The sequence below is a fragment of the Photobacterium proteolyticum genome, from assembly GCF_001939735.1.
GTDB classification, from domain to species: domain Bacteria; phylum Pseudomonadota; class Gammaproteobacteria; order Enterobacterales; family Vibrionaceae; genus Photobacterium; species Photobacterium proteolyticum.
Map to the genome: position 1 here is coordinate 254,053 of NZ_MJIL01000090.1, position 25,599 is coordinate 279,651.

The 25,599-nt window shown below is 44.7% G+C and carries 17 protein-coding genes; 12 read left to right on the forward strand and 5 right to left on the reverse strand.

The window, feature by feature from the left end:
- Positions 1-75 precede the first annotated feature (75 nt).
- Both BIT28_RS21195 and BIT28_RS21200 read left to right on the forward strand, forming a co-directional pair.
- On the forward strand, positions 76-801 hold the full coding sequence (locus BIT28_RS21195) for a CBM9 family sugar-binding protein (protein ID WP_075766930.1): 726 nt from the start codon (positions 76-78) through the stop codon (positions 799-801).
- Positions 802-904: 103 nt separating this feature from the next.
- Positions 905-1,441 (forward strand): YgjV family protein, encoded by a 537-nt coding sequence (locus tag BIT28_RS21200; RefSeq protein WP_175577579.1) that lies wholly within the window; start codon positions 905-907, stop codon positions 1,439-1,441.
- 122 nt (positions 1,442-1,563) lie between these two features.
- Here the strand turns inward: BIT28_RS21200 and BIT28_RS21205 are convergent, their stop codons facing one another.
- On the reverse strand, positions 1,564-4,575 hold the full coding sequence (locus BIT28_RS21205; protein ID WP_075766932.1) for a chondroitinase family polysaccharide lyase: 3,012 nt from the start codon (positions 4,573-4,575) through the stop codon (positions 1,564-1,566).
- Positions 4,576-5,409: 834 nt separating this feature from the next.
- Here BIT28_RS21205 and BIT28_RS21210 point away from each other — a divergent pair.
- Both BIT28_RS21210 and BIT28_RS21215 read left to right on the forward strand, forming a co-directional pair.
- A complete protein-coding gene (locus BIT28_RS21210; protein WP_075766933.1) occupies positions 5,410-7,212 on the forward strand; it encodes a methyl-accepting chemotaxis protein in 1,803 nt (600 codons plus the stop codon).
- A gap of 235 nt (positions 7,213-7,447) precedes the next feature.
- Positions 7,448-7,858 carry a DUF2799 domain-containing protein gene (locus BIT28_RS21215; protein WP_075766934.1) on the forward strand — a complete coding sequence of 137 codons (411 nt, stop codon included), beginning with the start codon at positions 7,448-7,450 and terminating at the stop codon, positions 7,856-7,858.
- A gap of 102 nt (positions 7,859-7,960) precedes the next feature.
- Here the strand turns inward: BIT28_RS21215 and BIT28_RS21220 are convergent, their stop codons facing one another.
- Complete coding sequence (locus BIT28_RS21220) at positions 7,961-10,999, reverse strand: efflux RND transporter permease subunit (RefSeq protein ID WP_075766935.1); 3,039 nt, start codon at positions 10,997-10,999, stop codon at positions 7,961-7,963.
- On the reverse strand, positions 10,996-11,766 hold the full coding sequence (locus BIT28_RS21225) for an efflux RND transporter periplasmic adaptor subunit (RefSeq protein WP_245823816.1): 771 nt from the start codon (positions 11,764-11,766) through the stop codon (positions 10,996-10,998). Before BIT28_RS21225 ends, BIT28_RS21220 begins: the two co-directional genes overlap by 4 nt.
- Positions 11,767-12,218: 452 nt before the next feature.
- Here BIT28_RS21225 and BIT28_RS21230 point away from each other — a divergent pair, with 452 nt between their 5' ends.
- From BIT28_RS21230 to BIT28_RS21260, 7 genes are all read left to right on the forward strand, one after another.
- Positions 12,219-13,466 (forward strand): anaerobic sulfatase maturase, encoded by a 1,248-nt coding sequence (locus tag BIT28_RS21230; RefSeq protein ID WP_075766936.1) that lies wholly within the window; start codon positions 12,219-12,221, stop codon positions 13,464-13,466.
- A 34-nt stretch (positions 13,467-13,500) separates the two neighbouring features.
- On the forward strand, positions 13,501-15,108 hold the full coding sequence (locus BIT28_RS21235; protein WP_075766937.1) for a sulfatase family protein: 1,608 nt from the start codon (positions 13,501-13,503) through the stop codon (positions 15,106-15,108).
- A 295-nt stretch (positions 15,109-15,403) separates the two neighbouring features.
- Positions 15,404-16,258 (forward strand): tagatose bisphosphate family class II aldolase, encoded by an 855-nt coding sequence (locus tag BIT28_RS21240; protein WP_075766938.1) that lies wholly within the window; start codon positions 15,404-15,406, stop codon positions 16,256-16,258.
- Positions 16,259-16,392: 134 nt separating this feature from the next.
- The gene (locus tag BIT28_RS21245) at positions 16,393-17,358 is read left to right on the forward strand and encodes a sugar kinase (protein ID WP_075767022.1); all 966 of its coding nucleotides are present in this window, start codon (positions 16,393-16,395) and stop codon (positions 17,356-17,358) included.
- A gap of 1 nt (position 17,359) precedes the next feature.
- The gene (locus tag BIT28_RS21250; protein ID WP_075766939.1) at positions 17,360-17,992 is read left to right on the forward strand and encodes a bifunctional 4-hydroxy-2-oxoglutarate aldolase/2-dehydro-3-deoxy-phosphogluconate aldolase; all 633 of its coding nucleotides are present in this window, start codon (positions 17,360-17,362) and stop codon (positions 17,990-17,992) included.
- A 10-nt stretch (positions 17,993-18,002) separates the two neighbouring features.
- Positions 18,003-18,578 (forward strand): DJ-1/PfpI family protein, encoded by a 576-nt coding sequence (locus BIT28_RS21255; protein WP_075766940.1) that lies wholly within the window; start codon positions 18,003-18,005, stop codon positions 18,576-18,578.
- A gap of 278 nt (positions 18,579-18,856) precedes the next feature.
- Positions 18,857-19,561 carry a DUF4336 domain-containing protein gene (locus BIT28_RS21260; protein WP_075766941.1) on the forward strand — a complete coding sequence of 235 codons (705 nt, stop codon included), beginning with the start codon at positions 18,857-18,859 and terminating at the stop codon, positions 19,559-19,561.
- A gap of 42 nt (positions 19,562-19,603) precedes the next feature.
- Here BIT28_RS21260 and BIT28_RS21265 read toward each other — a convergent pair whose 3' ends face one another.
- Positions 19,604-22,651, reverse strand: coding sequence for an EAL domain-containing protein (locus BIT28_RS21265; protein WP_075766942.1), 3,048 nt, complete (start codon positions 22,649-22,651; stop codon positions 19,604-19,606).
- 220 nt (positions 22,652-22,871) lie between these two features.
- Here BIT28_RS21265 and BIT28_RS21270 point away from each other — a divergent pair, with 220 nt between their 5' ends.
- A complete protein-coding gene (locus BIT28_RS21270; protein ID WP_075766943.1) occupies positions 22,872-23,798 on the forward strand; it encodes an aminoimidazole riboside kinase in 927 nt (308 codons plus the stop codon).
- Positions 23,799-23,932: 134 nt separating this feature from the next.
- Here the strand turns inward: BIT28_RS21270 and ptsG are convergent, their stop codons facing one another.
- A complete protein-coding gene (ptsG, locus tag BIT28_RS21275) occupies positions 23,933-25,321 on the reverse strand; it encodes a PTS glucose transporter subunit IIBC (RefSeq protein ID WP_075766944.1) in 1,389 nt (462 codons plus the stop codon).
- Positions 25,322-25,599 lie beyond the last annotated feature (278 nt).

Consider the following 25,599-nt stretch of genomic DNA (forward strand, 5'->3'; position numbering starts at 1 on the left):
CGTGAAAAGCAAAAGCTGATTTTATCTCGATAAGGTCAGCTTTTTTATTATAAGAAATAGATAAGGAAAGATGTGATGAAAAAGATCTTGGGATTTTCAGCGATGCTGGTGGGAAGCTTGGTGGGTTTTCAGTCTTTAGCCGATGAAGCAGGCTCTCGGTATATGATCCACTTTGCTGACCAGGTACCGGTTATTGATGGAAAAGGGCAGGATTTGGCATGGGATAATGCCCAGCCATTGTCCGAGTTTACTTTCCCCTGGAGCTCGCAGGCAGCTCCGTCGACAGAGTTCAGGGCATTATGGGACCGTGATGCTATTTATTTCCGTTATGTACTGGAAGATGAGCACTTAGCCGTTGGCAAAGACCCTGAACGAGGTGTACTTGATTCTGACAGAGCTGAAATCTTTTTGGCAAAAGATCCTCAGTTATCCAGCTATTACACGCTGGAAATCGACCCCAAAGCTCGTGTATTCAGCGCCGATGCCGCTTATGACCCGGTAAAGACAAAGCGCGTGAAGCTGGATAGCAGCTGGAATTGGCCGGGCCTTGTGACGAAGGCGAGTTCTACCGCGAGTGGTTATATTGTCGAAGCTAAGCTGCCACTGACAACGATCACTGACTTAGGGCTGTGGCAAGATAATGCACAATCTGAGCTTATATGCGCCCTGATGCGTGCCGAGTTTACACCAAAGCCGGACGGTAGCATTGATATGGGCTGGATGACCTGGATTGATCCTAATACGGCCAAACCCAATTTCCATAACCCGGGGACCTTTGGAACCTGTAAGCTAGTGAAATAACCAAGATATTACTATTGGCCTCTTCTTTATTCTGCTTTGTCATGAGTGGAATAGAGAGGGGGCCTTTTTGTTTACTGCATAAATGATAGAGAATACGAGAAGCATGTTTGGTCAAAATACTTATCTGATAGCGCAGGTGTTAGGTTTCTTCAGTTTTACTATTGGTTTGTTTGCTTTTTACCAAAAGCAAGATAACAAACTGAAGTTCTGGATGGCGATACTGTGTTTGATGAATATGTTTCATTTCTTGTTGTTAAATTCGTTTTCTTCTGCTTTTTGTGCCGCTGTTTCGATGATCCGTAACCTCATTACAATTAAAGTTCGTTCTAGGTGGCTGATGGTCATTTTTATGTTGTTCAGCCTCTCTGGCTTTTACTCGATTCAGCGCCCCACTGAGGCTCTTGGGGTAATGGGCATCTGTGTGGGTACCTACTCACTCTTTATGCTCGATGGTATAAGGCTTCGTCAGGGGTTATTGGCAGGATCGTTACTCTGGTTGTGCAATAATATTGCCTTGGGCTCAATAGGAGGCTCAATGCTTGAGTTTTTTAGTGCAACAATGAATGCAGTTACCTTATATCGGCTTTATGGTGACAAAGGTATGGATTTGAACTTAGTGCAGGAGAGCGCTAAAAGGTGATAGTGGTTGACTAAGCTCGACTGACTAGTGCGGTTGGTTAGTTCGGATGAATTGATGACTGTGATTAAAAGCCCTCGAAATTGTATCGCGAGGGCGTAGTTAAGAAGTCAGCTTTGTCTGTATTAGCGTCGTCGTGATAGCAGTCCGACTATGCCTAGCCAAAGAATTGACCACGGGTTAGAACTTCCGCCTGAAGAGCTACCGCTACCACCAAGGCTGTTCCCGCTATTTTCCACTGTGTCTTGATTGCCGCCATCCTGGGTGAGTTTCAGACCTACCGACTGGCCAAATAAACTTTCAACCGTAATAACAGTATTACCGTTCTGGTGTGAATATGCAGCGCCGTCCATATCCCATAAACCCGCTACTTCAACGTTAATTCTTATGGGTGTTGTCGGTTGACCATTATATTGGATGTTGAGTTCCGGTGAGGCAATACTGAGTTCAAGCTCTTTCCTGTCTTGCTTTGCCAGTACAAGTGCAGTGGTGCTGATTGTTCTGATTGGTCCTTGAGAAAAAGAGCCACTAGAAAGGCTGCTATAACCATACAGGTTGTCTTTACTATCATGCAAGAGTTGGCCGTTTTCGCCATTCTCCAACAAGATAAATTGCGGTGTTTCTTTCATCCTGCTGGCAAGGTCCGCCATTTCTTCCGGTGACGTATTCATTACCATGATATAGCTGTACTGCGCATTGTCAGGAGCAAGACCATGGTCGATCCAGGCTGAGGAAAACTGACCTGATGTGGTTATTTGGGTTTTGTTATGACGTGATGTTTGGATGCCGCGATAGACTTTCACATGCGGAGCGTTAATTAGATAGTAGCCAACATCATTGTCATCAATCAGCCAGTCTCCGGAGGTTAGTGTTGTCGAAAAATTGGCTTGACTGTATTGCGCTCCGTTTACCCATATTCCTTGTGATTGAGCACTAATTGCCAGCTGGAACAAGGTTGTTTCGGTACGGTTGCTCCCATCGCTATTGCTGATCCCGTTACCGGTTAGAAATAGCTTATTATCGGCGGCCAATACTTGTTTTTGTACGGTAAAACTTGGCTCAAAATTAGCCAGGTTTTGTGGAGCCTGATGTTTGAAAGTAAACAGGCTATATTTGTTCAGCAAGGATGTTGAGCCACTTATTCCTTCGTCAGACCGAAGCATTAGCGTGGATGATTTGGGGCTTTCGAGTTGGTCATAGTCGAGATGGATCGTTGTCGTACCCGGATTGCGATTCCAATCCCAGCCACTCTGGCGGTAACCAAATTCGGTGGGATCACCATAGGGAATGACGTGAACACTGCCATGGCTTTGATAACGGCCGTAACGGTTATCGCTGCTATAGATTTCTGATGACCAGACATCCTGGTTGTACCCTTTGATTACGGCCATACGATCACCGCTTCTATGGATGGCAAAGGCCCCGCCGTTAAAACTCCAACTTCCCTCCGGCAGGGAGGCTGGGGCTATTTTGCGACCAAATATGGCTTTACTTTGTTGTTCATTACTTTTAGTGACCTGAAGGTAAATCGCAGCCAGTTCTTTGTCGGTCGATGGATAGCTCTTAGCCAGCCATTCCAAGCCGTCACTGTAGCGTTTGACGCTAAGGTCGGTAAAGGGGTGGCGGCCAGACAGTCCTAGCGGAACATAGGGGTTAGTGTAATGCCAGCCGGCGGTCATTACTGATTTGAGTTTATCGAGAGCTGTGTTTTCAAGGGAAAAACGGGTGTTTTTGAGGATGTAGGCAACATGTGCGGCATTTTCAAAGGCCGGGAAGGCATAGCCGGGGTAATGCCCGTTGTGACGCCAGGCGGTACCGTCTTCTCTGAAGCCATCATTTGTTCCCGGCGGTGTTTGGCTGATTGCCCCGGAAAAGAAGTTGGAAAATTTGTAAAGCAGAGCGATGCGCTCGTTGTCGTTGGGATTGAGCAAAAGTAATGCAAGATGCTGGCGTGAGAGTGTGTTGAAGTAATCAAGGTTGGAACTATCACTGTTAAGCATCATATCAAAGCTATCTTTGAACTCACGGGAGAACCAGAGTAGCGCTTCATAGGTAGGTTGGAGTAGTTGGTTACTGGCCAGTTCTTCAGACATCATTAGTGCTGAAATGTACCACCAACGGCTACTATAACCCCAGTGGTGAGTGGTTACTAACGCACTGCCGTCACTAAAGCCCTGATCAAGAAGATGTTCTGTCATTAACATATACATTTCGGCCAGCCGTGCCTTATCAGCACTGAACGCAGGTTGATGATAGGCTTTGCTGATATCAAGCATTAGATTGGCATAGCCCGTCAGCTTGCTTGCCGTACCGCCCCTTTTGTTGTCGCTGTCACCTAAGATAACGTATTGTTCAAAAAGGGCCTGATCTTCTGGCTGAAGGTGGGCTGGTTGGTAGATAACTTGTTGTTTGTCGGTAATAATATGGCGGCCTGAGATTACACCATTGCGATCTTTGCTAATGGCAAATTGGTCAAACCTATCTTCAAGGCTGCTGAGGTTTCCCGGATTGCCCCCGAACTCGGCGATCAGGGTTTGTTTGATTTGTTCAGCATCATCAAGCTCAAATTGGGTAGGGGCAGGGAGCGCATTGGGAAGGTTGAAGTCGACTTCAGGGACAATATGGCGTGTTGTTACTTGGTCATCTGACCATTGATAGCGGCTATCGTCGACAGAAACCATTACTCGATCAATATATAGTGAGCCAGCTGCGATGTTGGCAGACTTAGGCGCGCGTAAGGTGAGTGTTGCTAAGTCATTGGTAACCGCGGTTGGAAAGTCTTGGTTGAGTGATACTCCAATGGCCCGCCAACCAGTAAAATTTAGGTTGATATCTAAATAGCTTGTTTGTTGTTGGCGGCTATCGGCAAGTTCCAACTCAAGTGTGGCATTGACTGCGGTGGGATTATATAGCCAGAATGACAGGACCTGGGTAGCACTGCGCCCATAAGCTGATGTCGCTTGTGAATCAGTTAAGCGGTCAAACTGGTGGTTGAGTGTTAAGCTCTGTCCTTGTTGCCATTGCCATAGTAATGATTGCGTGCCATGTATCGCCCGAGTTGAGCTGACCTGGCTATTGTCAGCAATGATCCAAGCGGGTTGACTGGACTGCTCGAAGCTAAGAATTTGTGATTCCAAGGAAGATGCCTGGATATAGCCAGAAACAGTAAGTGCGATTATTACACTCAGTATTTTTCTGCCATATTTTTTACAACATCTTAGATTTTCAAAATAATTCATTGCAATAGTTCTTCTGATGTAAAGCACCTTGGCTTAGCTAAGATCGGTGCATTGTCGTAATGAGCCCATTTCAAAAACGGAATGGTGATTAAAAGGGCCAAGGTAAATTTATGCAACCTACATGTCGGGGTATTAGTACTATCAACTGACGTGAATAAGAAAGTAATAACTGTAATGTAATGGCTCTTAAACCATCGCTAAAACACCATCTAGTAAGATTTTCATGTCAATTATTGATTTATCCTTGCTTATATTAATCTTCGAATCGAAAGTGTCAAATGCCCTTTTAGAGTGTTTCATAGAGGGCTATATTACGGATTGAACTCTTTGCTATGCTTTTTTTCTTTTTACTCATTGTTTTTAATGTGTTTTTATCTATCACCGAAGTGTTGTTGGGATGGCAGTGTTGCTTCCATTAAACCAATGGTGCCTTTCGATTGTTTTCGTTTGTGTTCGATATTTGATGTTGGTCACAGTAGATGAGGCTAAAAGAACGTATAATTTGTAATTATGATTAAATTTTTAGGGATGAAGTGTAACCATTTATTTACTCTAAGAGTTGGTGGGGCACTGAACTGCTTGTAATATCTGTTGTGTAAATAATGCTGGTTGATAACTCGGCTTTCATTATAGCATTTTTATTCTGAACCCTAGGCGCTATTGATTGAAGAGTACCTCCTGAAACTAAAAAGCAGGTTATAAGAGTATTCGCAATGTTACAGAGGAGAAGTAATGTTCCGGTTAGATCATTTTAGTTTTGGCAAGCGTTTGGGTGCGGGATTTGCCATTATAATTGTATTATTTATAGTTTCTTATGTTGAGAGTGGAAGGGCGAGACAGGTCATTGCTGATGGAATTGAAAGGCTAAATGCTGCAAATGTCGGTGTTAGGGAGACTTTTGGTCTTCAGGTGCTTGAAAATAGTTATATTAATACTCGAGACCCCATTTATGCACAACGTTTCAAAAAATGGCATAAGGTTAATTTGGAGAACTTTCTTGCAGTTAAGCATTTTTTTGACTCTGAGGTAAACCTACCCCTAGTTCGGACTTTTGAAACCTCTAGTATTGTATATGGCAAGGAATTCAATGATTTTTACCAGCAAGTTACGATGATTCAAGATCAGTCTAATGCTATGGCTGAAATAGAAGAACGTTGGTCAGGACAAAATAGCTCAAACGCTGTACAGCTATTGCTTTCTCATATAAAACATTTACGTGTCCAAACCGAACAATCTCTTGATACGAAAGAGCTTAGTAAATGGAATAGTTATATTGTTCAGTTAAAGGACTACTTTAACCCATCGGATATAACTAGTTATCAAGAAAAGTTAGACAATATTGGTAAGCTACTAAAAAACTCCATAGATACACGTGAACGCATTTTTAAGGCTGTGAAAAATGTAAGAAACAGCGCAAAGTCAATTATGCTTAATGTTGAAAAACAAATGGAAGAAGATGAGCAATTGAGCTTTATAATTGGGCTATCGGTAGCCTTGTCAACGCTTCTTGCAAGTGTTTTTATTGGAATTGTCATCACTCGTTCAGTTGTCAATCCGATAAAATCAACGATTACTACTGTCGAGAAGTTGGCTGATGGAGAGCTATATCACCAGCTGTCTACTGAAGCTCGTGATGAGCTTGCAAGCCTGTCGGCTGCGCTAAATAATATGACAAATTCGCTGCGGCATATGGTGGGTGATATCAGTGAGAACCTCAGTTTGTTAAACAATGTAACGGCTGAGATGGGTAAGATATCAGAGGATAATAACGATGGCGCTCAGAAGCAGTTGTCAGAATCCGAGTTAGTTGCCACTGCGATGATACAACTCACAACGACAATGTCTGAGATTAGCAATAGCGTTACGGAAGTGGCTGAAAGTGCTGGTCAGAGCCAGCAACTTATTGACCGTTGTGGCCAGGTGACTCAGGTTGCCATCGATGATATTAAACACCTCGACAATAATATTACTGATGCTGCCGGTGTCGTCTCGCAGCTAGCGAGAGGTACTGAGAATATAAGCTCAGTGCTTGAAGTTATTAGTAGCATTTCTGATCAAACCAATTTGTTGGCACTTAATGCTGCAATTGAGGCTGCCAGGGCGGGTGAGCAAGGCCGGGGATTTGCTGTAGTGGCTGATGAGGTCAGGTTGTTGGCTCAGCGCACTCAAGCATCAACAGAAGAAATTCGTACTATATTAGAATCTCTCCGGCATGATGCCGACCAGGCGGTTACTGTGATGAATGAAAGCCAGAGCTCAGTGGTGTCATCACGTCAACAGGTGAATGATATTGGTGTCCACTTAGAGGATGTCTCAGAGTTTGTTAACAATGTTGCAGAGCAGGCAATCAGCTTATCATCTGCATCGGTAGAGCAAAGTGCTACGGCTGATGCGTTTAATGAAAGTATGCAAGTGATTGTTGGAATTACACGTCAGTCATCTGATACCGCAGAGCAATTAGCTAGAACCGCTCGACAGCTTTCTCAGTGCAAGGACGAAATCAACTTTCACATGTCTAAGTTCAACCTCTCTTAATATCTACGGCCTGTTGAATTGGCTCTACCTTAATCCCCTTCAGCTATGCAGGAGGGGATTATTTATTTCCAAACACTGTTGGTTGCAGCAATACAAGTAACCTGTTCGCTTCCTCCTGCTTTAATGTCCCTGTAAATTTAGAGAATGCATTTCTGAGTAAAGGATTGTAAACCACTCTCTCTGTTATACACATTGATGCATTGTTGGACTATCTTATTAAGTGTTCTTGTTTGTAATGAGCAAAACGCTAAGTGAGGTAATTGTGAAAGCGATTTTTTGTACGCTTATTGGCAGCATCCTGATTGGATGCTCAGGTATTTCAGAGCAGGCACAGTTAGCACAAAAGAATGACTGGCATGAGGTTGGCGTTATTGATGGCGAGCTTGGCCATTACCAGCGATCAATGCCTGAGTTAGAGCAATTAAATTCATTAACGTCTTTAGCTTACGAGGACTACAAGAAGGGGTATATTATTGGCCTTGAGAAATTTTGTAGCCCAGATTATGCCTATGAGCATGGAATAGATGGCGTTGAGTACCAAGGGCAGTGTGAGAATACCGCTAATGAAGAACTTGCCGTTCAACGGTGGTTAGAAGGATACCAGTTGTTTAAGGCGGAAAGAACGATGGCTGCCAAAGGCTATTAACTGGTTGTTAATCATCAAGGTTCATATCTGTTGGTGACATTAACTTTTTTTGATTGATGTGACCCAGTGTTCTGGGTCACATGCATACTTAATAGAGTATTTTTAGCTTACAGCTATACTTTCAGGATTCTTGCTTTCGTACTCTGGCTGAGTCTTTACCTGCTTTATCCAAAGGTATAGTGCAGGAACTACGGTTAAAGTTACGATCATAGAGATCACACATCCCCAGCCAACAACCAGAGCCATTGGTGACATGTAGTTATCGTATCCTCCTAACCCATAGGCTAAGGGAATCAACCCGGCTACAGTCGTGATTGTCGTAAGGGTTATGGGGCGAACCCGGCTCTGAGTGCCTTTAATGACAAATGATAGTAGATCAGATGAGTTACTGTCGTGTGTTGTTTCTTTTAAATGCCAGATAAGCACTAAGCTATTGTTTACCATGATACCAATGAGGGCAATCATTCCTATAATTGAGAAGAAGCTCAATACTTGGTTATGCAAGAATAAAATAAACAGGGCACCACTAATACCGAACGGGATGACCGACAGTACGATCAAAGCTTCAGTAAATTGGTCGAACAATAGAATCAGAAGAATAGCAATACCAATGAATGCTATTGTTACCGCGATTGAAAAGCCTAGCTGGGCTTCTTGGGTCTCAATGATTTGTCCCGTTGCAACGAGGCTCGCCCCTTCGTAATCCTTATCGGAAAATTGAGTTTGTACCTGGCTAAATACTGTGACCGGATCGGTGATGGCTGAATCCACCCCAGAAGATACACGAATAACTCGTTCACCATTAAAGTGGTTAATTTTTGCCTGAGAGTCAGTAAACTTCCAACGTACCAGTTCCTGTAGAGGTACTAAACTATTATCGCTTGCACGAAGCATAATGTTATTAAGTTCAGATAACGACTTATCATCCTCTTCCAAAGCGACACGGAAAAAAACTTCTTCTTCGCCATTAAAGATCCGAGTGACACGCTTACCATCGACGGCATATTTGATTGTATCCCCGACCTGAGTGGCACTAATACCGTAATACTTTAGCCAGCGGTGTTGTAAGTCAGCCTGAATTTGTGGTGATGGGGCATTTAAGTCTCGTCGTACACGTGATGTTCCTTCAATGGTTTTAAGATAGGCCGTTAGTTCATTAGCAAGTTTTTCTCGACCAGAATCAGAGCCACCAACGACACGAAGATCAACAGGTCTACCTACTGGTGGACCACCACCATCAATATCAAATTCAACTTGTGCTAATCCTTTAATCTCCGAGATTTTGTTTTCCCAGTCAGCAACGATTTGCTCCGCACTTCGAGAACGACTATTAGGTGGTGTTAAGGAGATCACCCAAACACTGTTAGGTGAACTGACTTCACCATACCAATAAGCCACCTCTGAAGTATCTTTAAACATGGTTTCTAGTTGCTGTGTTTGCTGCCATATTTCGTCTAATGCAAGTTCTGGGTCGGCTTCCGCGCTGACCTCTATCAGATAAGCACCATCAGTAGGGAAGAACAGGAAACTCAAGTTTTTATATGAAACAAAGGCCAAACCTATAAAGAGAGCGACAGTGCAAGGTAAGACAACTTTACTTTTCTTAATGGCAAAGGCGATTAACTTGTTAATTGCATTGAGGTTAATAAATTTCTTTTTCTGAACCTGATAATTGTTTTTCAAAACGCCTTTGATGTGAGCTGGAATAAAAAACAACGCGTCTACAAAAGAGAAGCAAAGCGCAAGAATAACCGTCAGGGGGATAACATACATTAACTTCCCGCTATTTCCTGGTAAAAATAGTAATGGAATAAAAGCAATCATAGTGGAAAGTATGCTCGCTAATACAGCAGGAAATACGCTTTTTACACCTTTACTAACGGCATGTTCGATGTCATGACCTTCTTCTACAAGGGCTACGATTTTGTCGCTTACGACCACCGCATCATCAACGATAATACCGATGATTAAGATGAGTGCTGACATGGTGAAGACATCTAAGATTTGCCCAAAAGCCGGAAGCAGTGACAAGGTACCAAATATACAAACTGGAATAGATATTGCCACCCAGAAGGCGATGCGTTTATCTAAGAATAGGGCCAAGGTTACCAAGACGAGTGCCAAGCCGACCAATCCGTTGTTTTGAACTATGGTCGATTTTTCTTGAATGTCTTTGGACAGGTCGGAGCCAATACCTAAGCTATACTTTTCGCCTAGGATCCGTTGTTTATTTTCTAGTAGGGTCTTTACTGCCTTTGATGTGCTGATAACGTCAGCACTTTCGTTGGTTCTCAGGTCAAAAAGGATGCTTTTCTTGCCATTAATAGAACCATAAATATCCCCTTTTTCAAAACCGCTTTCGATGCTACCTGTAATGTCTTTGAGCTGTAGGTTTGGGCTGAATGAAATGAACATTTCCCGTATCGCTTCAATACTGTTGAGTTCAGCAGCGGTCATGAGCTCGGGGTTGTTCTTGAGTTGTTCTAAGCGGCCGCCACTGATTAACGCATTTCGCTCAGCAATAATTGAAGATACTTCATCTATGGTCAGTCCATAACGCTTAAGTGAAATAGGTTCAAGTTGAATGATAAATTCCGGCGCACGAAGATCTATAGTATGGACTTCACCAATACCGTCAAGTCGCCTCAGTTCAAGCTCAAGATCTTTGGCTTTATCACGTAACGCTTTATAGTCTACATCACCGGAAATTCCCACGACCATAAAGTCCAGGCTATATGACTTTTTGACAGATAGTGTTGGTGCTTCCGTGACACCTGCGGGTAGATCAGAAACACGTGAAATGGCATCTCTGATATCTTGATATACTGCGTTTGGATCAGAAACATTACTTTCGAGCACTACGCTAATATTGGAAAGCCCGGTTTCTGACTTGGATGTAAACTCTTTAATACCGGATATTGAAAGTAACTCTTTTTCAATTTTACTGGTTACATTACTCTCAACATCTTTGGCCGTTGCACCGGGATATACGGTGATAATATTTCCTTTCCCCAAATCAAACCGTGGCTTTTCAGCCAATGGAAGATTATATGCGGTCAAAACCCCAATGCTAATAATTACAAAGGTAAGAACTTTTGAAGCAAATTTTCTTTGTGACAAAAGGTCTAAAAAATAATTCATTGTACGACCTCTTCATTAAAGTACACATAAGATTCCATGCCTGGCTTTAATTGTTCGTTTAAATTATCTAAAGTAACTTCTACTAAAAAACCAGGTTCGTTTTCATTAAATGCTGGGGATATAAGTGTTACTTTTCCTGTATAATCTTTACCAATAGATGGAATGTTAACCTTTACTTTTTCATTTTTTTCTATTTTGTTGAAATCTATTTCCAATAAATAAAATCGAACTTTCAACTTGCTAATATCAGCTATTGTATAAAGAGGATCACCTACAGATATAAATTGCCCAAGCTCTACAGAGCGGGTTACAATTACACCGCTGAATGGAGCGATAGGAGTCGACTTTTCGAAAGTTCTTTTTGCAATTTCGTACTTTGTGTTAGTGACATTATATTGGGCTCTACCAACATTCGTTATTCGTATTTGATTGTCTAGATCGCTGGTTGAAACACCTTTAACTTTAAAAAGTGATTGATAACGTTGTAGCTGTTTTTCTTGCGCTTCTAATTCACTTTGGCTGACATCGACTTCATATTTTGCTAGTTTAACATTTAACGCATAGTCCTTTTCTGACAATGAAAGTAGCTCTTTATTTAATTTAACATTATCGCCGTTATCGTAATTATAGGAGTTAATAATTCCAGTTACTTCACTGCGTATTACAACATTTTTATCTGGTATAAGTTGACCAACGATATAGTCATTAGCAAAAGTTATTGGTGATATCATTAACAATGTTATTAATGGTGTAATATTCTTCAGCACAAAATATCCCTCAGAGTGAAATACTATTGAATGATTTTTAATTTATAATACTTTTTATCAGTATTTATTTAAAAATGATTACTATTAATCTAATTATCCAGTAAATAAATATATATCAGGTGCTGTGAAAAAAATATGAAACAATGAATTTGTTATGCATTCAGCTTCCTATTGGTGGCGATACTCAGTTCTATCCAGAAGTTATTCTGCCCCATTTGACTATCATCGAAATAACTGGCTGAAACAGATGAGCTGTTGTTATAAGTACTCTCCCTGCTGTACCTAAGATTCGGTGAGATTATGAGCTAAATAGAGCCAATTTCTCTACTTAATCTTTCGTTTTTTAACATTGCTGTCAAATATGTGATCTGAGTCGTTCCGCTTAAGCTGTGATTTTCGTATATTCCTTTCACTTATTTTCGAAATCTTTCGCAGTGTCTTGGGTGATTGTCATGGCCGGATCAAATTTTCAAAAAGCCCGTTTTCATATGATGGCAAAGCCAGCAAGTTATCGTTGTAATCTGAAATGTGATTATTGCTTCTATCTTGAAAAAGAAGAAATGATGCATGGCTCGGCAGCTGAGAAGTCATCATCACCCCAATCTAGTGATCAAATGTCTGACTCGATGCTTAAGCGTTATGTCCGCGACTATATTCGTTCTCAGGACAGTGACGAGATTGACTTTGCTTGGCAAGGAGGGGAGCCAACTCTTGCAGGGCTGGATTTTTTCCGTAATGCCGTGAAGTATCAAAAACAATATGCTGACGGAAAAACGATTACGAACAGTTTTCAGACCAATGCAGTGGCGATAAACCGCCAATGGGCGCAATTTTTTGCCGAGAACAATTTTCTAATTGGTGTTTCTGTCGATGGTTCAGCAGAAGTACATGATAAATATAGAATATCAGTTAATGGCAAACCAACATTTGAACGCGTTAAACATGCTATCTCACTATTGAAAGAGTTTAATGTTCAATTTAATACGCTCACTGTAATTAATGATCAAAACTGGAATAAGGGTAGGGAAACTTACCACGCACTGAAAGCGTTAGGTTCGGTGCATTTTCAATTCATTCCTATTGTCGAAGTAGAGCAACATTGCCAGCAAAGTACCACCGGTCATTATTCCCCGACAGCTGATGCGACATTGACACACTTTTCGGTACCAGCCGATGGGTACGGTCAATTTATGACAGAGGTCTTTGATGAGTGGATCAAAGAGGATGTTGGCCGTATTTTTATCCGTATGTTCGACAGCATGCTGGCAACCTGGATGGGCTATCCCGCGTCGGTTTGCGTCCAGGCAAAGGACTGTGGCCAAGCGATGGTTATCGAGTCCAATGGTGATGTCTACTCCTGTGATCATTATGTTTATCCGGCTAATCGCCTTGGCAATATTACTCAAACAAATATTGGTAAGCTTGCGACAAGCAAGCAACAGCAGCGTTTTGGTTCTGCCAAGTCAACCAAATTAACCAGTCTATGCCAGCAGTGTGAAGTTAACGTACTCTGCCATGGCGGCTGTCCCAAGCATAGGTTGGTTCCCATTTCAGGTGAAAAACATAAACAAAATTACCTGTGTGCTTCCTATAAACGCATATTCACCCATACCGCGCCGGCGATGCACTTGATGGCACAAGAAATCCAGGGTGGGGGAGTTGCCGCCAATGTCATGCCAATGTTGGCCAACATGCGATGAAGCAATCCAAGTTTTATTTATAAAGGAGTGAACAATGAAACTGTCCTCAAACAAGAAGACGGTGTTGGCCGGGCTTGTGGCAGCAGCATGTGCGTTATCGCCAGCAATGTCGGTGGCAGCAGAAAAAACAGAGCAGCCTAACGTTCTGCTTATTGTAATGGACGATTTAGGTACGGCACAGCTGGATTTTGCGCTAGAAGATGTTGATAGCGAGGCGTTGTTAAAACGTCCTGTTCCTGAGCGCTACAAAGGCAGTTATGACAAGTTATATGATGCCGCTAAGCGTTCAATGCCGAACATTACCAAGCTTGCAAATGAAGGCGTTAGAATGACCAATGCTTACGTGGCAACACCAGTTTGCGGGCCGTCACGCGCAGGTATGATGACAGGGCGTTTCCCGCATAGCTTTGGTACGTACAGTAATGATGATGCAAAGCTTGGTATTCCTCTTGATATCAAACTTCTACCATCATTGTTGAGTGAGAATGGCTATTCGACAGCAAGTATTGGTAAGTACCACAATGCTAAAGTTCGCAAACATTTTAAGCCTAAAGATGATCAAAGTCGTGATTACCACGATAATCAGATTTCAACGCCAGCACCTGGCTATCGGCCGGAAGAACGTGGCTTCGATTATTCCTATAGCTATTTTGCGTCAGGTGCGGCTCTGTATAACTCTCCATCCATCTATCGGAACGACGAAAATGTTCCGGCCCCAGGATACCTGACGCATAATTTAACCAAAGAAACGATTAACTTTATTGAGCAATCAAACAGTCAAGATAAACCATTCTTTATTAACTTGGCTTATAGTGTTCCGCATATTCCACTTGAACAACCGGCTCCGGCTAAATACATGGAGCGCTTTAATACCGGTAATGTTGAAGTTGACAAGTATTATGCTCACGTTAATGCATCCGATGAAGGTATCGGCAAAATTATCGATAAGCTAAAAGCGATTGGCGAGTATAATAATACGCTCATCTTCTTCTTATCGGACAACGGTGCTGTGTTTGAGTCTCCGATGCCAATGAACGGTATGGACCGTGCGTTTAAGGGGCAGCGATACCGTGGTGGTGTGCATGTACCTTTCATTGTCCATTGGAAGGGCGCTTTACCTGAAAACCAGGTTAACGACACCATGATTTCAGCGATGGACATTTTGCCGACAGCTCTGGCTGCGGCAGGAATAACAATACCTGGTGAGATGAAAGTCGATGGTAAGAATATTTTGCCAACGCTGAAAGGTGAAAAACAGCAGCCTCATAAATATTTATATTGGGCTGGTCCACGAGCTCTTCATTATGATGCGCAAAATGCTGACTTTTGGAGCAATTACTGGAATTGGATCACTTTTGAAAACAATGAGTTCATCCCGAGCAAGCATATTGAAAAGCTGTCGAAAGGTGAGTGGGCAATCAAGGATCAGAATTGGTCGCTGCACTATTTCGATGATGGGAAGGGAGAGTATGAACTCTATAACTACGCGAAAGACCCGTCACAGTCTGTTAACCTGGCCAATAAATATCCTGATAAGGTGAATGAGCTAAAAGCTGCCTTTTATGATTGGATTAAAACTAAACCAGCCCCGATTGCATGGGGGCAGGACCGTTATGAAATATTAACAGAGTCGGCAAAGTAACAATGAGAAAGGGCCTTTGAGGCCCTTTACTCGTTTAGGGCTTCTTCAATTAACTCCCCCCTCCAGCTACGAGTCGATTGCAGCCAGATATCTTCATATTCTTATACTATTCGTCGTAAATAGATGCTGGTGCTTTCATTTTTAGTCCTTTTCCTCTTACATCACGAAAGATTTTCTTCCCTCCTTCCTTTCGATTGCTTTCGTCTTCTGGTGTTTATGTGATCTAGATCTTTTTATTTGCTTTTGTTTTCAAATATCATTAAATCGAAAGCTAATGAAGGTTTTGAGGTTATATATGTTTCTGGTTTCATCTCGTGAAATGCTCCATAAAGCGCAGCTAGGCGGTTACGCGGTTCCTGCGTTTAATATCCATAACCTGGAAACTGTCCAGGTTGTTGTCGAAACAGCTGCTGAAATGGCATCGCCAGTCATTCTGGCCGGTACACCGGGAACTTTCTCGTATGCTGGTACAGATTACTTGGTCGCGATTTGCCAGGAGGCTGCGAAGCGCTATCAAATGCCAATTGCGTTGCATCTTGACCATCACGAGTCGTTTGGTGACATCCGCAACAAGGTAGAAGCTGGCATTAAGTCTGCCATGATTGATGGTTCTCACCTGTCTTTTGAAAAGAACATTGATTTGGTGAAGAAGGTGGTGGAGTTCTGCCATCGCTGGGACTGCTCTGTGGAAGCTGAGCTGGGGCGTCTTGGTGGCCAGGAAGATGATCTGATTGTTGATGCCAAAGACGCGCTATTTACTGATCCAGAAGCAGCTGTGGAGTTTGTAACCAAAACAGGCATTGATTCTTTGGCGATTGCTATTGGTACTGCTCACGGTATGTATAAAGAAGAGCCTCGACTGGATTTTGACCGCCTGGGTGTTATTCGTGGCAAAACAGATGTGCCACTTGTACTGCACGGCGCTTCCGGTGTGCCTGATGAAGATGTTCGTCGCTGTATCGAGCTTGGTATCACCAAGGTTAACGTTGCAACTGAGCTAAAGATTGCCTTCTCAGATGCTGTTAAGCAGTACTTCATTGAAAACCCGAACGCCAACGATCCTCGCCATTATATTGTTCCTGGCAAAGAAGCCATGAAGAAAGTGGTAATGGAAAAAATTGCGGTCTGTGGTAGCGCCGGCAAGCTGTAATTGTATTTCGGAAAAGAAAAGGCAAGCACGCCCCCTGTGTTATTGCAGGGCTACACCTGAAGTGCTCCCTCAACATCGAAGGTGTAGCCATTTTCTTTTCCTTCCAGAAAACATAAGAAATGGATAGCAAACTGATGGCTTCAACTCTGAGGTTTAAGCAGAAGAAAATTGCCATTATTGGCGAGTGCATGATTGAACTGAGTGGAATGCCTTTTTCCACCCAGGAACAGCGTTTTGGTGGTGACACACTGAATACTGCCGTCTACCTGTCGCGTATGGTCCCCGGGCTTGCGCCTTATTATGTCACTGCACTGGGCGATGATACCTATAGCCGTCAGATGATGTCTGCATGGCAAGGTGAAGGTATTGATACTTCAATGGTACTAAAGGTGGCCGATAAGCTACCGGGCATGTATGCGATTGAGATTGACCCGCAAGGTGAACGGAGCTTCCATTATTGGCGCAATGACTCTGCTGCACGTCAACTGTGCCAGCATGGTGATTTTGCAGGTGTTGTGGAGTCGCTAAAAGATTTTGATCTCGTTTATCTTTCGGGCATTTCTTTGGCCATTCTACCGGATAAGGACAAACATCTGTTGCTACGTTCGCTTGAGCTGTTAAAGCAAAGTGGTGTCCAAATTGCGGTGGATTCTAACTATCGTCCACGGCTGTGGCAGAGTGGTTCCGATGCCTGTGAATGGCTAGGCAAGTTGTATCAGGTTAGTGATATTGCTTTAGTGACTGCCGAAGATGAGGATTTGCTACTGGGGATGACGAACTCTCCGGCTGGCATTATTGCCAAGCGGCTGCACTCCATGGGGGTCAAGCAGGTGGTTGTTAAGCTCGGCAGTGAGGGGGCTATGTGGTCGCAATATAGCCTCAACGGAATGGCTGCTGGTAATAAAGTGGATAACGTTGTCGATACGACGGCAGCCGGGGATTCGTTTAATGCAGGATTTCTCGCTGCCTGGAGTATGGGTATGGAAACCGATGAATGCTGCCACTGGGGCAACAAACTCGCCGCGCAGGTGATCCAGCACAAAGGGGCGATTATTCCGCTGGAGCAAACACGCTATATTACGGAACTAATGAGTATTTGATATGAACAGTAAGTGGATTGAAACATTACGTGCACTACGAGTGATGCCTGTTATTCAGATTGAAGATGCCAAGGATGCAGTAAAACTGGCACAGGTGTTGAGTGAAAATGGATTGCCTGCCGCAGAAATAACATTTCGCAGTAAGGCGGCAGCAGAGTCAATTCGTTTGATCAGACAAGCTTTTCCGGACTTGATCCTATGCGCCGGTACGGTGCTGACTCCCGCTCAGGTGGACTTGGCGGTAGAAGCCGGTGCCGATTTTATTGTAAGCCCGGGCTTTAACCCAACGACGGTTAAATATTGCCAGGAAAAAGGTGTAAAAATCATTCCGGGCGTAAATAGCCCTAGTCAAGTTGAGCAGGCGTTGGAGCTTGGTATCACCGCATTGAAATTTTTCCCGGCTGAAGCGTCGGGTGGTATTAATATGCTGAAGTCACTGACTGGCCCTTACGGCAATATTCAACTGATGCCAACGGGTGGTGTAAAGCCAGCCAATCTGATGGACTATTTGGCAATCCCTCAGGTGATTGCGTGTGGCGGCACCTGGATTGCTCCTACGGCAGCTATTCGTGATAACGATTGGGAAACTATTGCCAACAATGTTCGTGAAACATGTAAGTTAGTTAACGCCTAGGATCGTGAAGATGACAGAAAAACATGTAGCTGTATTGCTGGCTGACGGGTTTGAAGAGGGTGAAGCTGTAGTCTTTATCGATATTATGCGTCGATTGGATATCAGGGTGACAGTATTGTCTTGCATGGAAACTACTGCCCTGAATACGTACTTTGAAACTCGAATTACGGCTGATGATGTCTTGAAGAATTGTCACGACAAGACCTATGACGCCGTTATGATGCCGGGCGGTCCCCAAGGGACCGATAACCTGTCTGCCAATCCGATGGTTGTGGATTTCCTGAAGCGTCATATCAGTGAAGGTAAGTATATATGTGCCTTGTGCTCATCAGGTGCCAAGGTCTTGGCTGCCCATAACCTATTGGAAGGCAGAGCGTACACAACGGGTGATAAGTTGGCAGATAAATTTGCCGATGGTGAGTATCTCGATAAGAAAGTTGTTGTTACGGATAACTTTATTACCGGTAAGGGCCTGGGGGTGAGCTTTGAGTTCTCATTTACGGTGGCCAAGATGCTATTAGCCGACAATCAGGAAAAGGTAGACTGGCAGGCAAGCCATATCTATTTTGACCATTGGCCGTTGTAATCCGACAATAATCGTTTTATTACGTTGAAGCTGCCCGACAAGTGTTTGGCAGCTTTTTTTATCTTAATATTTGTTCTAGCATTTATTTTTTGGCTTATTATCAGTCAACATTATAACTTGCCATTTAGCTGTTTGATTTTATTGATAAATATCTTGAGGCAATAAGTTATGAAAATGCCTTTTAGTATCTTATTTTCCGGTTTTTTATATAACGGCGGAAAAGAACAGCCTTTATCATGGTACTTACTATTGGAGAATCGGCTTAAGTAAGGGACGACATGAAACAGCTGGCCAAAGAACTATGGATTGTTGACGGAGACACGGTCTCTTTTTATTGCTGCCCGTTTACAACCCGGATGACGGTGATCCTGCTGCAAACGGGTGATCTTTGGCTGCACAGTCCTGTTCGTTACTCTCCGGAGCTTGCCGAGCAGTTGGCCGCCTTGGGACGGGTTAAATACCTTATTGCTCCCAATCATCTGCATCATCTGTATTTGGACCAGTGGTTGGAACACTATCCTGACGCGCAGCTTTTTGGCACTGACGAGGTGATTGCCAAGCGTGAAGATCTTGATTTCGATGCATCACTTAATCTGACCGAGCAATTTCATCCCCAGCTTGTCGAAAAGTGGCCCTGGCAAGATGAAATCGATCAGCGGTTGGTGAGTGGCTCACCATTAATGCAGGAGTGCATCTTCTTCCATCATGCAACACGAACAGTGATCTTGACCGATTTGATAGAGAACTTTCCTTCTGGACATTTCAAAGGTTGGCGAAAGCTATTGGCCAAAGGGGCCAGGATCATAGCGCCGAACGGAAAAACGCCACTGGACTGGCGGCTTAGCTTTAAAAAGCCGGTGGTGAGAGTTCATGTTCAGTTGCTTCTCAACTGGCAGCCAGAGCGAATAATCATGGCACATGGAGAAATTGTTGATCATCAGGCTGTGTCGTTTCTGAAGCGTTCCTTCAAGTGGGTGGAATAAACTAACCTCATAAGCAAAAGCTGTTCCGCACCATTGCCTGAGTTATATGGCGACTTCTTCGGTGACTTCTTTTGACGACAGTAACGCGCTGAATTCCTCTTCCGGTAGCGGCATGGAAAAGAGGCTTCCTTGTCCATAGTCACAGCCTGCAGCAGCCAGTAGGGCACGCTGCTCATTGGTTTCAATCCCTTCTGCGACCACTTTCAAACCGAGTTTGTGCGCCATTACAATGATGGCTTCGCAAACAGCGAGGTCTTCAGAGCCAGCCTTGAGGCTGCGAACAAACGACTGGTCGATTTTGATATTGTCGACGTCGAATTTCTTGATGTAGGAGAGCGATGAGTAACCGGTGCCGAAGTCATCGAGAGACACCTCGATACCGGCATCACGAAATTCGAGTAATTTGTCTGTCACTGCCTTGCTGGCATCAAGCAATAGCCCCTCGGTAATTTCAATCGCGATTGCCTGTCCCGGTAGCCCCAGCGCTCGAAGATGATCAATCCAGCGCGATATATCATTGCCTTTGTCACGAAATTGCAGCGGGGATTTGTTGATGCTGATCTGAAACTCTGGGTCATGCAAAGTTCGCCACCGGGCAGCTTGTTGGGCTGCCTGGTGGAAAACCCAGTCACCAAGTCCGATTACGATCCCTGTTTCTTCGGCAACCGGGATGAATTCCGCCGGACTGACCATGCCGAGTGTCGGATGGCACCAGCGGATCAGGGCCTCGGCCTTGGTCATGTTGCCTGTGGTCAGCTCGACAATCGGCTGGTAGTGCAGCTGCAATTGGCTGCTGTTGAGCGCAAGCCGTAACTCATTGGCCAGTTGACGGCGGTACAGCGCCTTTTCTTGCATCGACGATGTGAAGTAGCGGTAGCAGTTGCGCCCCTGCTCTTTGGCGGCATACATTGCCTGATCGGCATTTTTAAGCAGGGTATCGGCGTCAGTTCCGTCTTCCGGGTAGAGGGTGATACCGATACTCGGTGATATATAGATAGTTTCAACACCGATGGAAAACGGCACAGAGAATTGGCTGAGAATGGTTTGCGCCACCTGCTCGGCACCATGGGCATCGTCTTGTTCACTGAGTATGACTGTAAACTCATCACCGCCAAGACGCGATACGGTGTCGGTATCGCGGACACTGCTCTGCAGGCGTTGTGCGACATCAACCAGTAGTTGATCACCAATGTTATGGCCCAGGGTATCGTTGACTTCTTTGAAGTGGTCGAGATCAAGAAAAAGCAGGGCCATGGGACGGTTAGCCCGCTGAGCTTTTTTCTTCTCTTGCTCAAGCTGATTAATAAACATGTGGCGGTTGGGCAGGCCAGTCAAGGCATCGAAATTGGCCTGGGTCCAGATGATCTCGTCAGACTTTTTCTTGTCGGTAATGTCTGAGAACTGGGCAACACGCCGATGGATAGTTCCGTCAGCATTAGTAATGGAGTTAACGGTAAGCCAGGCTGTATATGTCTTCCCGCTCTTGTGGCGCTTTTTAATTTCTCCCTGCCACTGGCCATTGCTGCTCAGTGTATGCAGCATGTCCTGGATGACGTTGCTGTCTTGTTTGCGTGATACCAGCAGCTTGGGGCTTTGGCCCTTGACGTCATCCAGCGAATAACCGGTTATTTCAGTAAAGGCCGGATTGGTAGTAATGATCTCGCCGTCGCTGTCGGTGACAACCATTGCCTCACTGCTGTTTTGGTAAACCATGGATGCCAGCTGCATTGATTCTTCAGCCAGCTTACGCTCGGTAATATCGGTATGGGTGCCACACATCCGCAGTGGTTTGTTGTCAGCACTGAAATTGACGATTTTGGCGCAGTCGAGGATCCACTTGTAGTCCCCTTGCTTGGTTCGCATTCGGTATTCAATTTTATGCTGAGCGCTACGCCCTTCAAGGTGATCAGCCAAAGACTGCTGGGCGGCCTGCCTGTCCTCGGGATGAATTCGATTAAGCCAGAGGGTTGAATCCAGTTTTATCTCCTCGAAGCTGTAGCCTAGCATTTCAGCCCAGCGGGCATTTCGCTGTACTGTGTCGGCCTGAATATTCCAGTCCCAAAAGCCGAGCTCGCTGCCGGCAAGGACAGAGGTTAGCTGCTCTTTTTGGGCAACAAGTTTGGCTTCGGCATGTTTGTTCTCTGAAGTATCCAGCATGCCCGCAATCGCGAACTGTACTTTTCCATCGACCCTGTAGCAGGCAATGGTCATGTGAACATAGACGATACCGCCATCTTTACGGATAAATCGCTTATCAAGTGAATAACCATCTATTTTACCTGCCATCATTTGATCAAACTGGATCAGATCCAGCTGCAGGTCTTCAGGGTAGCTAAGGTCGGCCCAGGTTAAGTGAAGAAGCTCTTCCTCACTGTAACCAAGCATCTTGCATAGTCGGGGGTTAACACGAAGCCAGTTTTTTTTCGGGTGAGTAATAGCTATCCCAATGTTGCCCAAATCAAACTGGGAGCGGAACAGGAATTCACTTTCTCGTAGTGCCTCCGCTGTTTTATCTCGCTGTAGCCGCCGGACAAATAACATTCCCATGGCAGCGGTGATCAGCGGATAAATGAGTAGTACCGGGAAGGTAATATCAGACAGCACTTTAAGTGCGATCGGCAGGGGTAAGGTGAACATTAGCGCAAGCATAATGCCATGGACTAAGATCCCGAATAAGTAGAGCTCGCGAGCGGTTAGTTCTGATAATGGCCGCCGCCGGTAATAGTGCCAGGCGATACCCAGGACGCTGGAAGCGATGATTACCGTCACCCCGGTTATCGCAGCTTCGCCACCTTGGTAAAGCCGCAGGATAGCTGTCATCGCCATCGCGATAACGGTGGGGATTGGGCCGAAGAATAAGCCTGAGATCCCAAGCAAAACCGAGCGGGTATCAAAGATAATCCCGGGAGCGTATTCCCAGGGAGTCAGCATGATGACGGTACCGATAACTCCAAGGGCTAGACCCATGATGAGTTTCCACAGTAAATCAAAAGAGTCATGACTGCGGCGGGTTGCCATGTCGTAGATAAAGATCATGGCCAGTAACAAGGCCGCATTATGGGTTAGCGCGAGAAGACTGGCGTGATTCATGCCAAGGTAAGTCTCTTATCGATTGATAGTGGGAATGTGAATTGTTTGTTGTTCTTTTGTGTCGATACTAACACATTTTTGCGATTGTTGAATATAGCTCCTTTTGGTAGGGACTTCTCTTCGGTTCAGATCACATTTTGTTTGGTAGAAGTATAGTATCAGTTGTTCAGCTAAATCGATTTAGCAATAATGTATGCAATATACATATCGGAGTAGAAAGATGGCTAAAGTATGGGTCACAGGGGATGCAGTGGTCGATTTGATCCCTGAGGGAGAAGGGACTTACCTGAAGTGCCCGGGTGGGGCACCGGCAAATGTTGCGGTGGGGGTCGCCCGTCTCGGTGGCGACAGTGCTTTCTTTGGCCGGGTCGGGCTGGATCCACTTGGTCGTTTTATGAAAGAGGTACTCACCGATGAGGGCGTCGCTACCGAGCAAATGCTTCTTGATGCCGACCAGCGTACCTCAACAGTGATTGTCGATCTGGATGACGATGGTGAACGTAGCTTTACTTTCATGGTGAAACCCAGTGCCGATCAGTTTACGGTGCCGGAAGATGTGCCTGCTTTTCAGCAAGGCGAATGGTTGCACGTCTGCTCGATTGCACTGGCAAATGAGCCTTCTCGCTCGACCACCCTCGGGGCAATGACAGCGATACGTACCGCGGGCGGTTTTGTGTCGTTTGATCCCAATCTACGTGAAGAGGTATGGGCGAATCCGCAGGAATTAATGCCTGTGGTTCTCGAGGCCGTTGCATTGGCTGATGTGGTGAAGTTTTCTGATGATGAGCTGCTATTTATTACCGGAAAAGATGATTTGCAGTCGGCGTTGGCTTGGCTGAACGATAACTTTAATCTACCGCTGGTGATCATTACCCAGGGCAAGAAAGGGGCGCTGGTGGTGCAGGCTGAGCGTCAGCAACTGGTGAAAGGGCGGCCTGTTAGTTCGGTTGATACCACAGGTGCCGGGGATGCTTTTGTTGGCGGCTTGCTGGCAGGTCTGGCGGTAAGTGATGACTGGCAGCAGGCAGATAAGCTGCTCGATATTATCAAGCAGGCCAATGCTTGCGGCGCGCTTGCCACAACGGCGAAAGGCGCAATGACGGCCTTGCCGACTGCCGAACAGTTGGCGGCATACCTTGCTGGCTAGAATGCTTGCCGATATTGAGTAATCAAAAGGGCAGCCTTGTGGCTGCCCTTATTTTTTCCAGTGTTATCCCGATACGCAGGGATAAAAAAACCGGGCCTAAGCCCGGTTTGATGTTTCATTTAAAGTGTTCAGGATTAAGCTAGTGCTTCCATCTGACCTTTGATGATTTCAGAGTGAGTACCGAATACTGCCTGGAAGTTATCACCCTTCTCGAACACACCCGCTGCACCCAGTGCTTTCAGACGTGCTGTGTCAACTTTAGAGCCATCGATTACTGTTACACGTAGACGTGTGATACAAGCTTCAAGGTCTTTGATGTTAGCTTTGCCGCCGAATGCTTCAGTGATTTCTTTAGCAAGGCCGTCAGAAGCTGTGTTGACTTCAACCTTAGACTCTTCTTCGTCTTCACGACCCACTGTTTTCAGGTCAAGCGCTTTGATTAGCGTAACGAATACTAGGAAGTAGATAACTGCGTAGACAACACCGATTACTGGTAGCAACCAACCGTTAGTTGACTGACCGAACAGTAGGGTAAAGTCGAACAGACCGTGGCTGAAAGTAGTACCGTGCTTGATGCCTAGTAGAATCATTACTACGAAAGCAGAACCAGCTAGTAGTGCGTGAGCAACGTACAGGATTGGAGCTACGAACAGGAATGCAAATTCGATTGGTTCAGTAATACCTGTTAGGAACGAAGTCAGTGCAGCAGAACCTAGGATAGAAGCAACTTTTAGTTTGTTCTCAGGCTTAGCTGTTACGTACATTGCAAGACAAGCTGCAGGTAGGCCGAACATCTTGAACATGTAACCACCAGCCAGGTTACCCGCTGTTGCATCACCTGCTAGGTAGCGAGGGATTTCACCGCGAACAACTTCACCAGCAGCTGTAGTGAACTCACCAACTTCGTAGAAGAAAGGTGCGTTCCAGATGTGGTGCAGACCGAATGGGATTAGAGAACGCTCAACGATACCGTAGATACCGAATGCAACTTCTGGAGACTGATAAGCAGCCCACTCAGAGAATGCTGCGATACCGGCACCGATTGGTTGCCAAACGATAGCAAGGATAGCTGCTACCACACACGCAGCCAGAGAGGTTACGATTGGAACGAAGCGTTTACCGCCGAAGAAGCCAAGGTAAGTTGGTAGCTTGATATCATGATATTTGTTGAAAAGTTGTGCGGCTACCAAGCCCATGATGACACCACCGAATACACCGGTATCTGTGCCTTCTGCAACAACACCCAGAACGCGGGTCATTGTTAGGTAACCAAGACCTGCAGCAAGAGCAGCTACACCGTCGTTCTTTGTAAAGCCCAGTGCAACACCGATGGCAAATAGCAATGCCATGTTGGCGAACACACCCAGACCGGCCTCGGTCATTACCTGTGCTACGATTTCAGGTAGGAATTTAGCAACTTCTGAGTTACCACCGATACCTAGAAGGATACCTGCTGCTGGCATACATGCCACCGGCAGCATGAGGCTACGCCCCATTTTTTGCATAGTACTAAAAACGTTCATTTGAACCCCCATTCATTATGAACTTTTAAAACAATATTTTTAGATTAATAAAAATGCTTATATACGCTATTTTAAATATCCAGTGAGTGAGCTGGATAGTTAATAAAGCGGTGTAACAGTTTAGGTGTTAGTTATCTTTAAATAAGATAAAGATACAGACAGCTAATATTCAATAACACGTCGTATAGATAATTTGAGGAACCCTCTTAATCTTACGTTGAGTTAATTTTTATTCATTGAAGTTTTATTGTTTAACTCGCCTCAATTGATGTAGCTAA

Excerpts from the sequence above, each read along its gene's own strand:
- BIT28_RS21195 (WP_075766930.1), top strand. The coding sequence starts at position 76 with ATGAAAAAGATCTTGGGATTTTCAGCGATGCTGGTGGGAAGCTTGGTG.
- BIT28_RS21200 (WP_175577579.1), top strand. The coding sequence starts at position 905 with ATGTTTGGTCAAAATACTTATCTGATAGCGCAGGTGTTAGGTTTCTTC.
- BIT28_RS21210 (WP_075766933.1), top strand. The coding sequence starts at position 5,410 with ATGTTCCGGTTAGATCATTTTAGTTTTGGCAAGCGTTTGGGTGCGGGA.
- BIT28_RS21215 (WP_075766934.1), top strand. The coding sequence starts at position 7,448 with ATGAGCAAAACGCTAAGTGAGGTAATTGTGAAAGCGATTTTTTGTACG.
- BIT28_RS21220 (WP_075766935.1), bottom strand. The coding sequence starts at position 10,999 with ATGAATTATTTTTTAGACCTTTTGTCACAAAGAAAATTTGCTTCAAAA.
- BIT28_RS21230 (WP_075766936.1), top strand. The coding sequence starts at position 12,219 with ATGGCCGGATCAAATTTTCAAAAAGCCCGTTTTCATATGATGGCAAAG.
- BIT28_RS21235 (WP_075766937.1), top strand. The coding sequence starts at position 13,501 with ATGAAACTGTCCTCAAACAAGAAGACGGTGTTGGCCGGGCTTGTGGCA.
- BIT28_RS21240 (WP_075766938.1), top strand. The coding sequence starts at position 15,404 with ATGTTTCTGGTTTCATCTCGTGAAATGCTCCATAAAGCGCAGCTAGGC.
- BIT28_RS21245 (WP_075767022.1), top strand. The coding sequence starts at position 16,393 with ATGGCTTCAACTCTGAGGTTTAAGCAGAAGAAAATTGCCATTATTGGC.
- BIT28_RS21250 (WP_075766939.1), top strand. The coding sequence starts at position 17,360 with ATGAACAGTAAGTGGATTGAAACATTACGTGCACTACGAGTGATGCCT.
- BIT28_RS21255 (WP_075766940.1), top strand. The coding sequence starts at position 18,003 with ATGACAGAAAAACATGTAGCTGTATTGCTGGCTGACGGGTTTGAAGAG.
- BIT28_RS21260 (WP_075766941.1), top strand. The coding sequence starts at position 18,857 with ATGAAACAGCTGGCCAAAGAACTATGGATTGTTGACGGAGACACGGTC.
- BIT28_RS21265 (WP_075766942.1), bottom strand. The coding sequence starts at position 22,651 with ATGAATCACGCCAGTCTTCTCGCGCTAACCCATAATGCGGCCTTGTTA.
- BIT28_RS21270 (WP_075766943.1), top strand. The coding sequence starts at position 22,872 with ATGGCTAAAGTATGGGTCACAGGGGATGCAGTGGTCGATTTGATCCCT.
- ptsG (WP_075766944.1), bottom strand. The coding sequence starts at position 25,321 with ATGAACGTTTTTAGTACTATGCAAAAAATGGGGCGTAGCCTCATGCTG.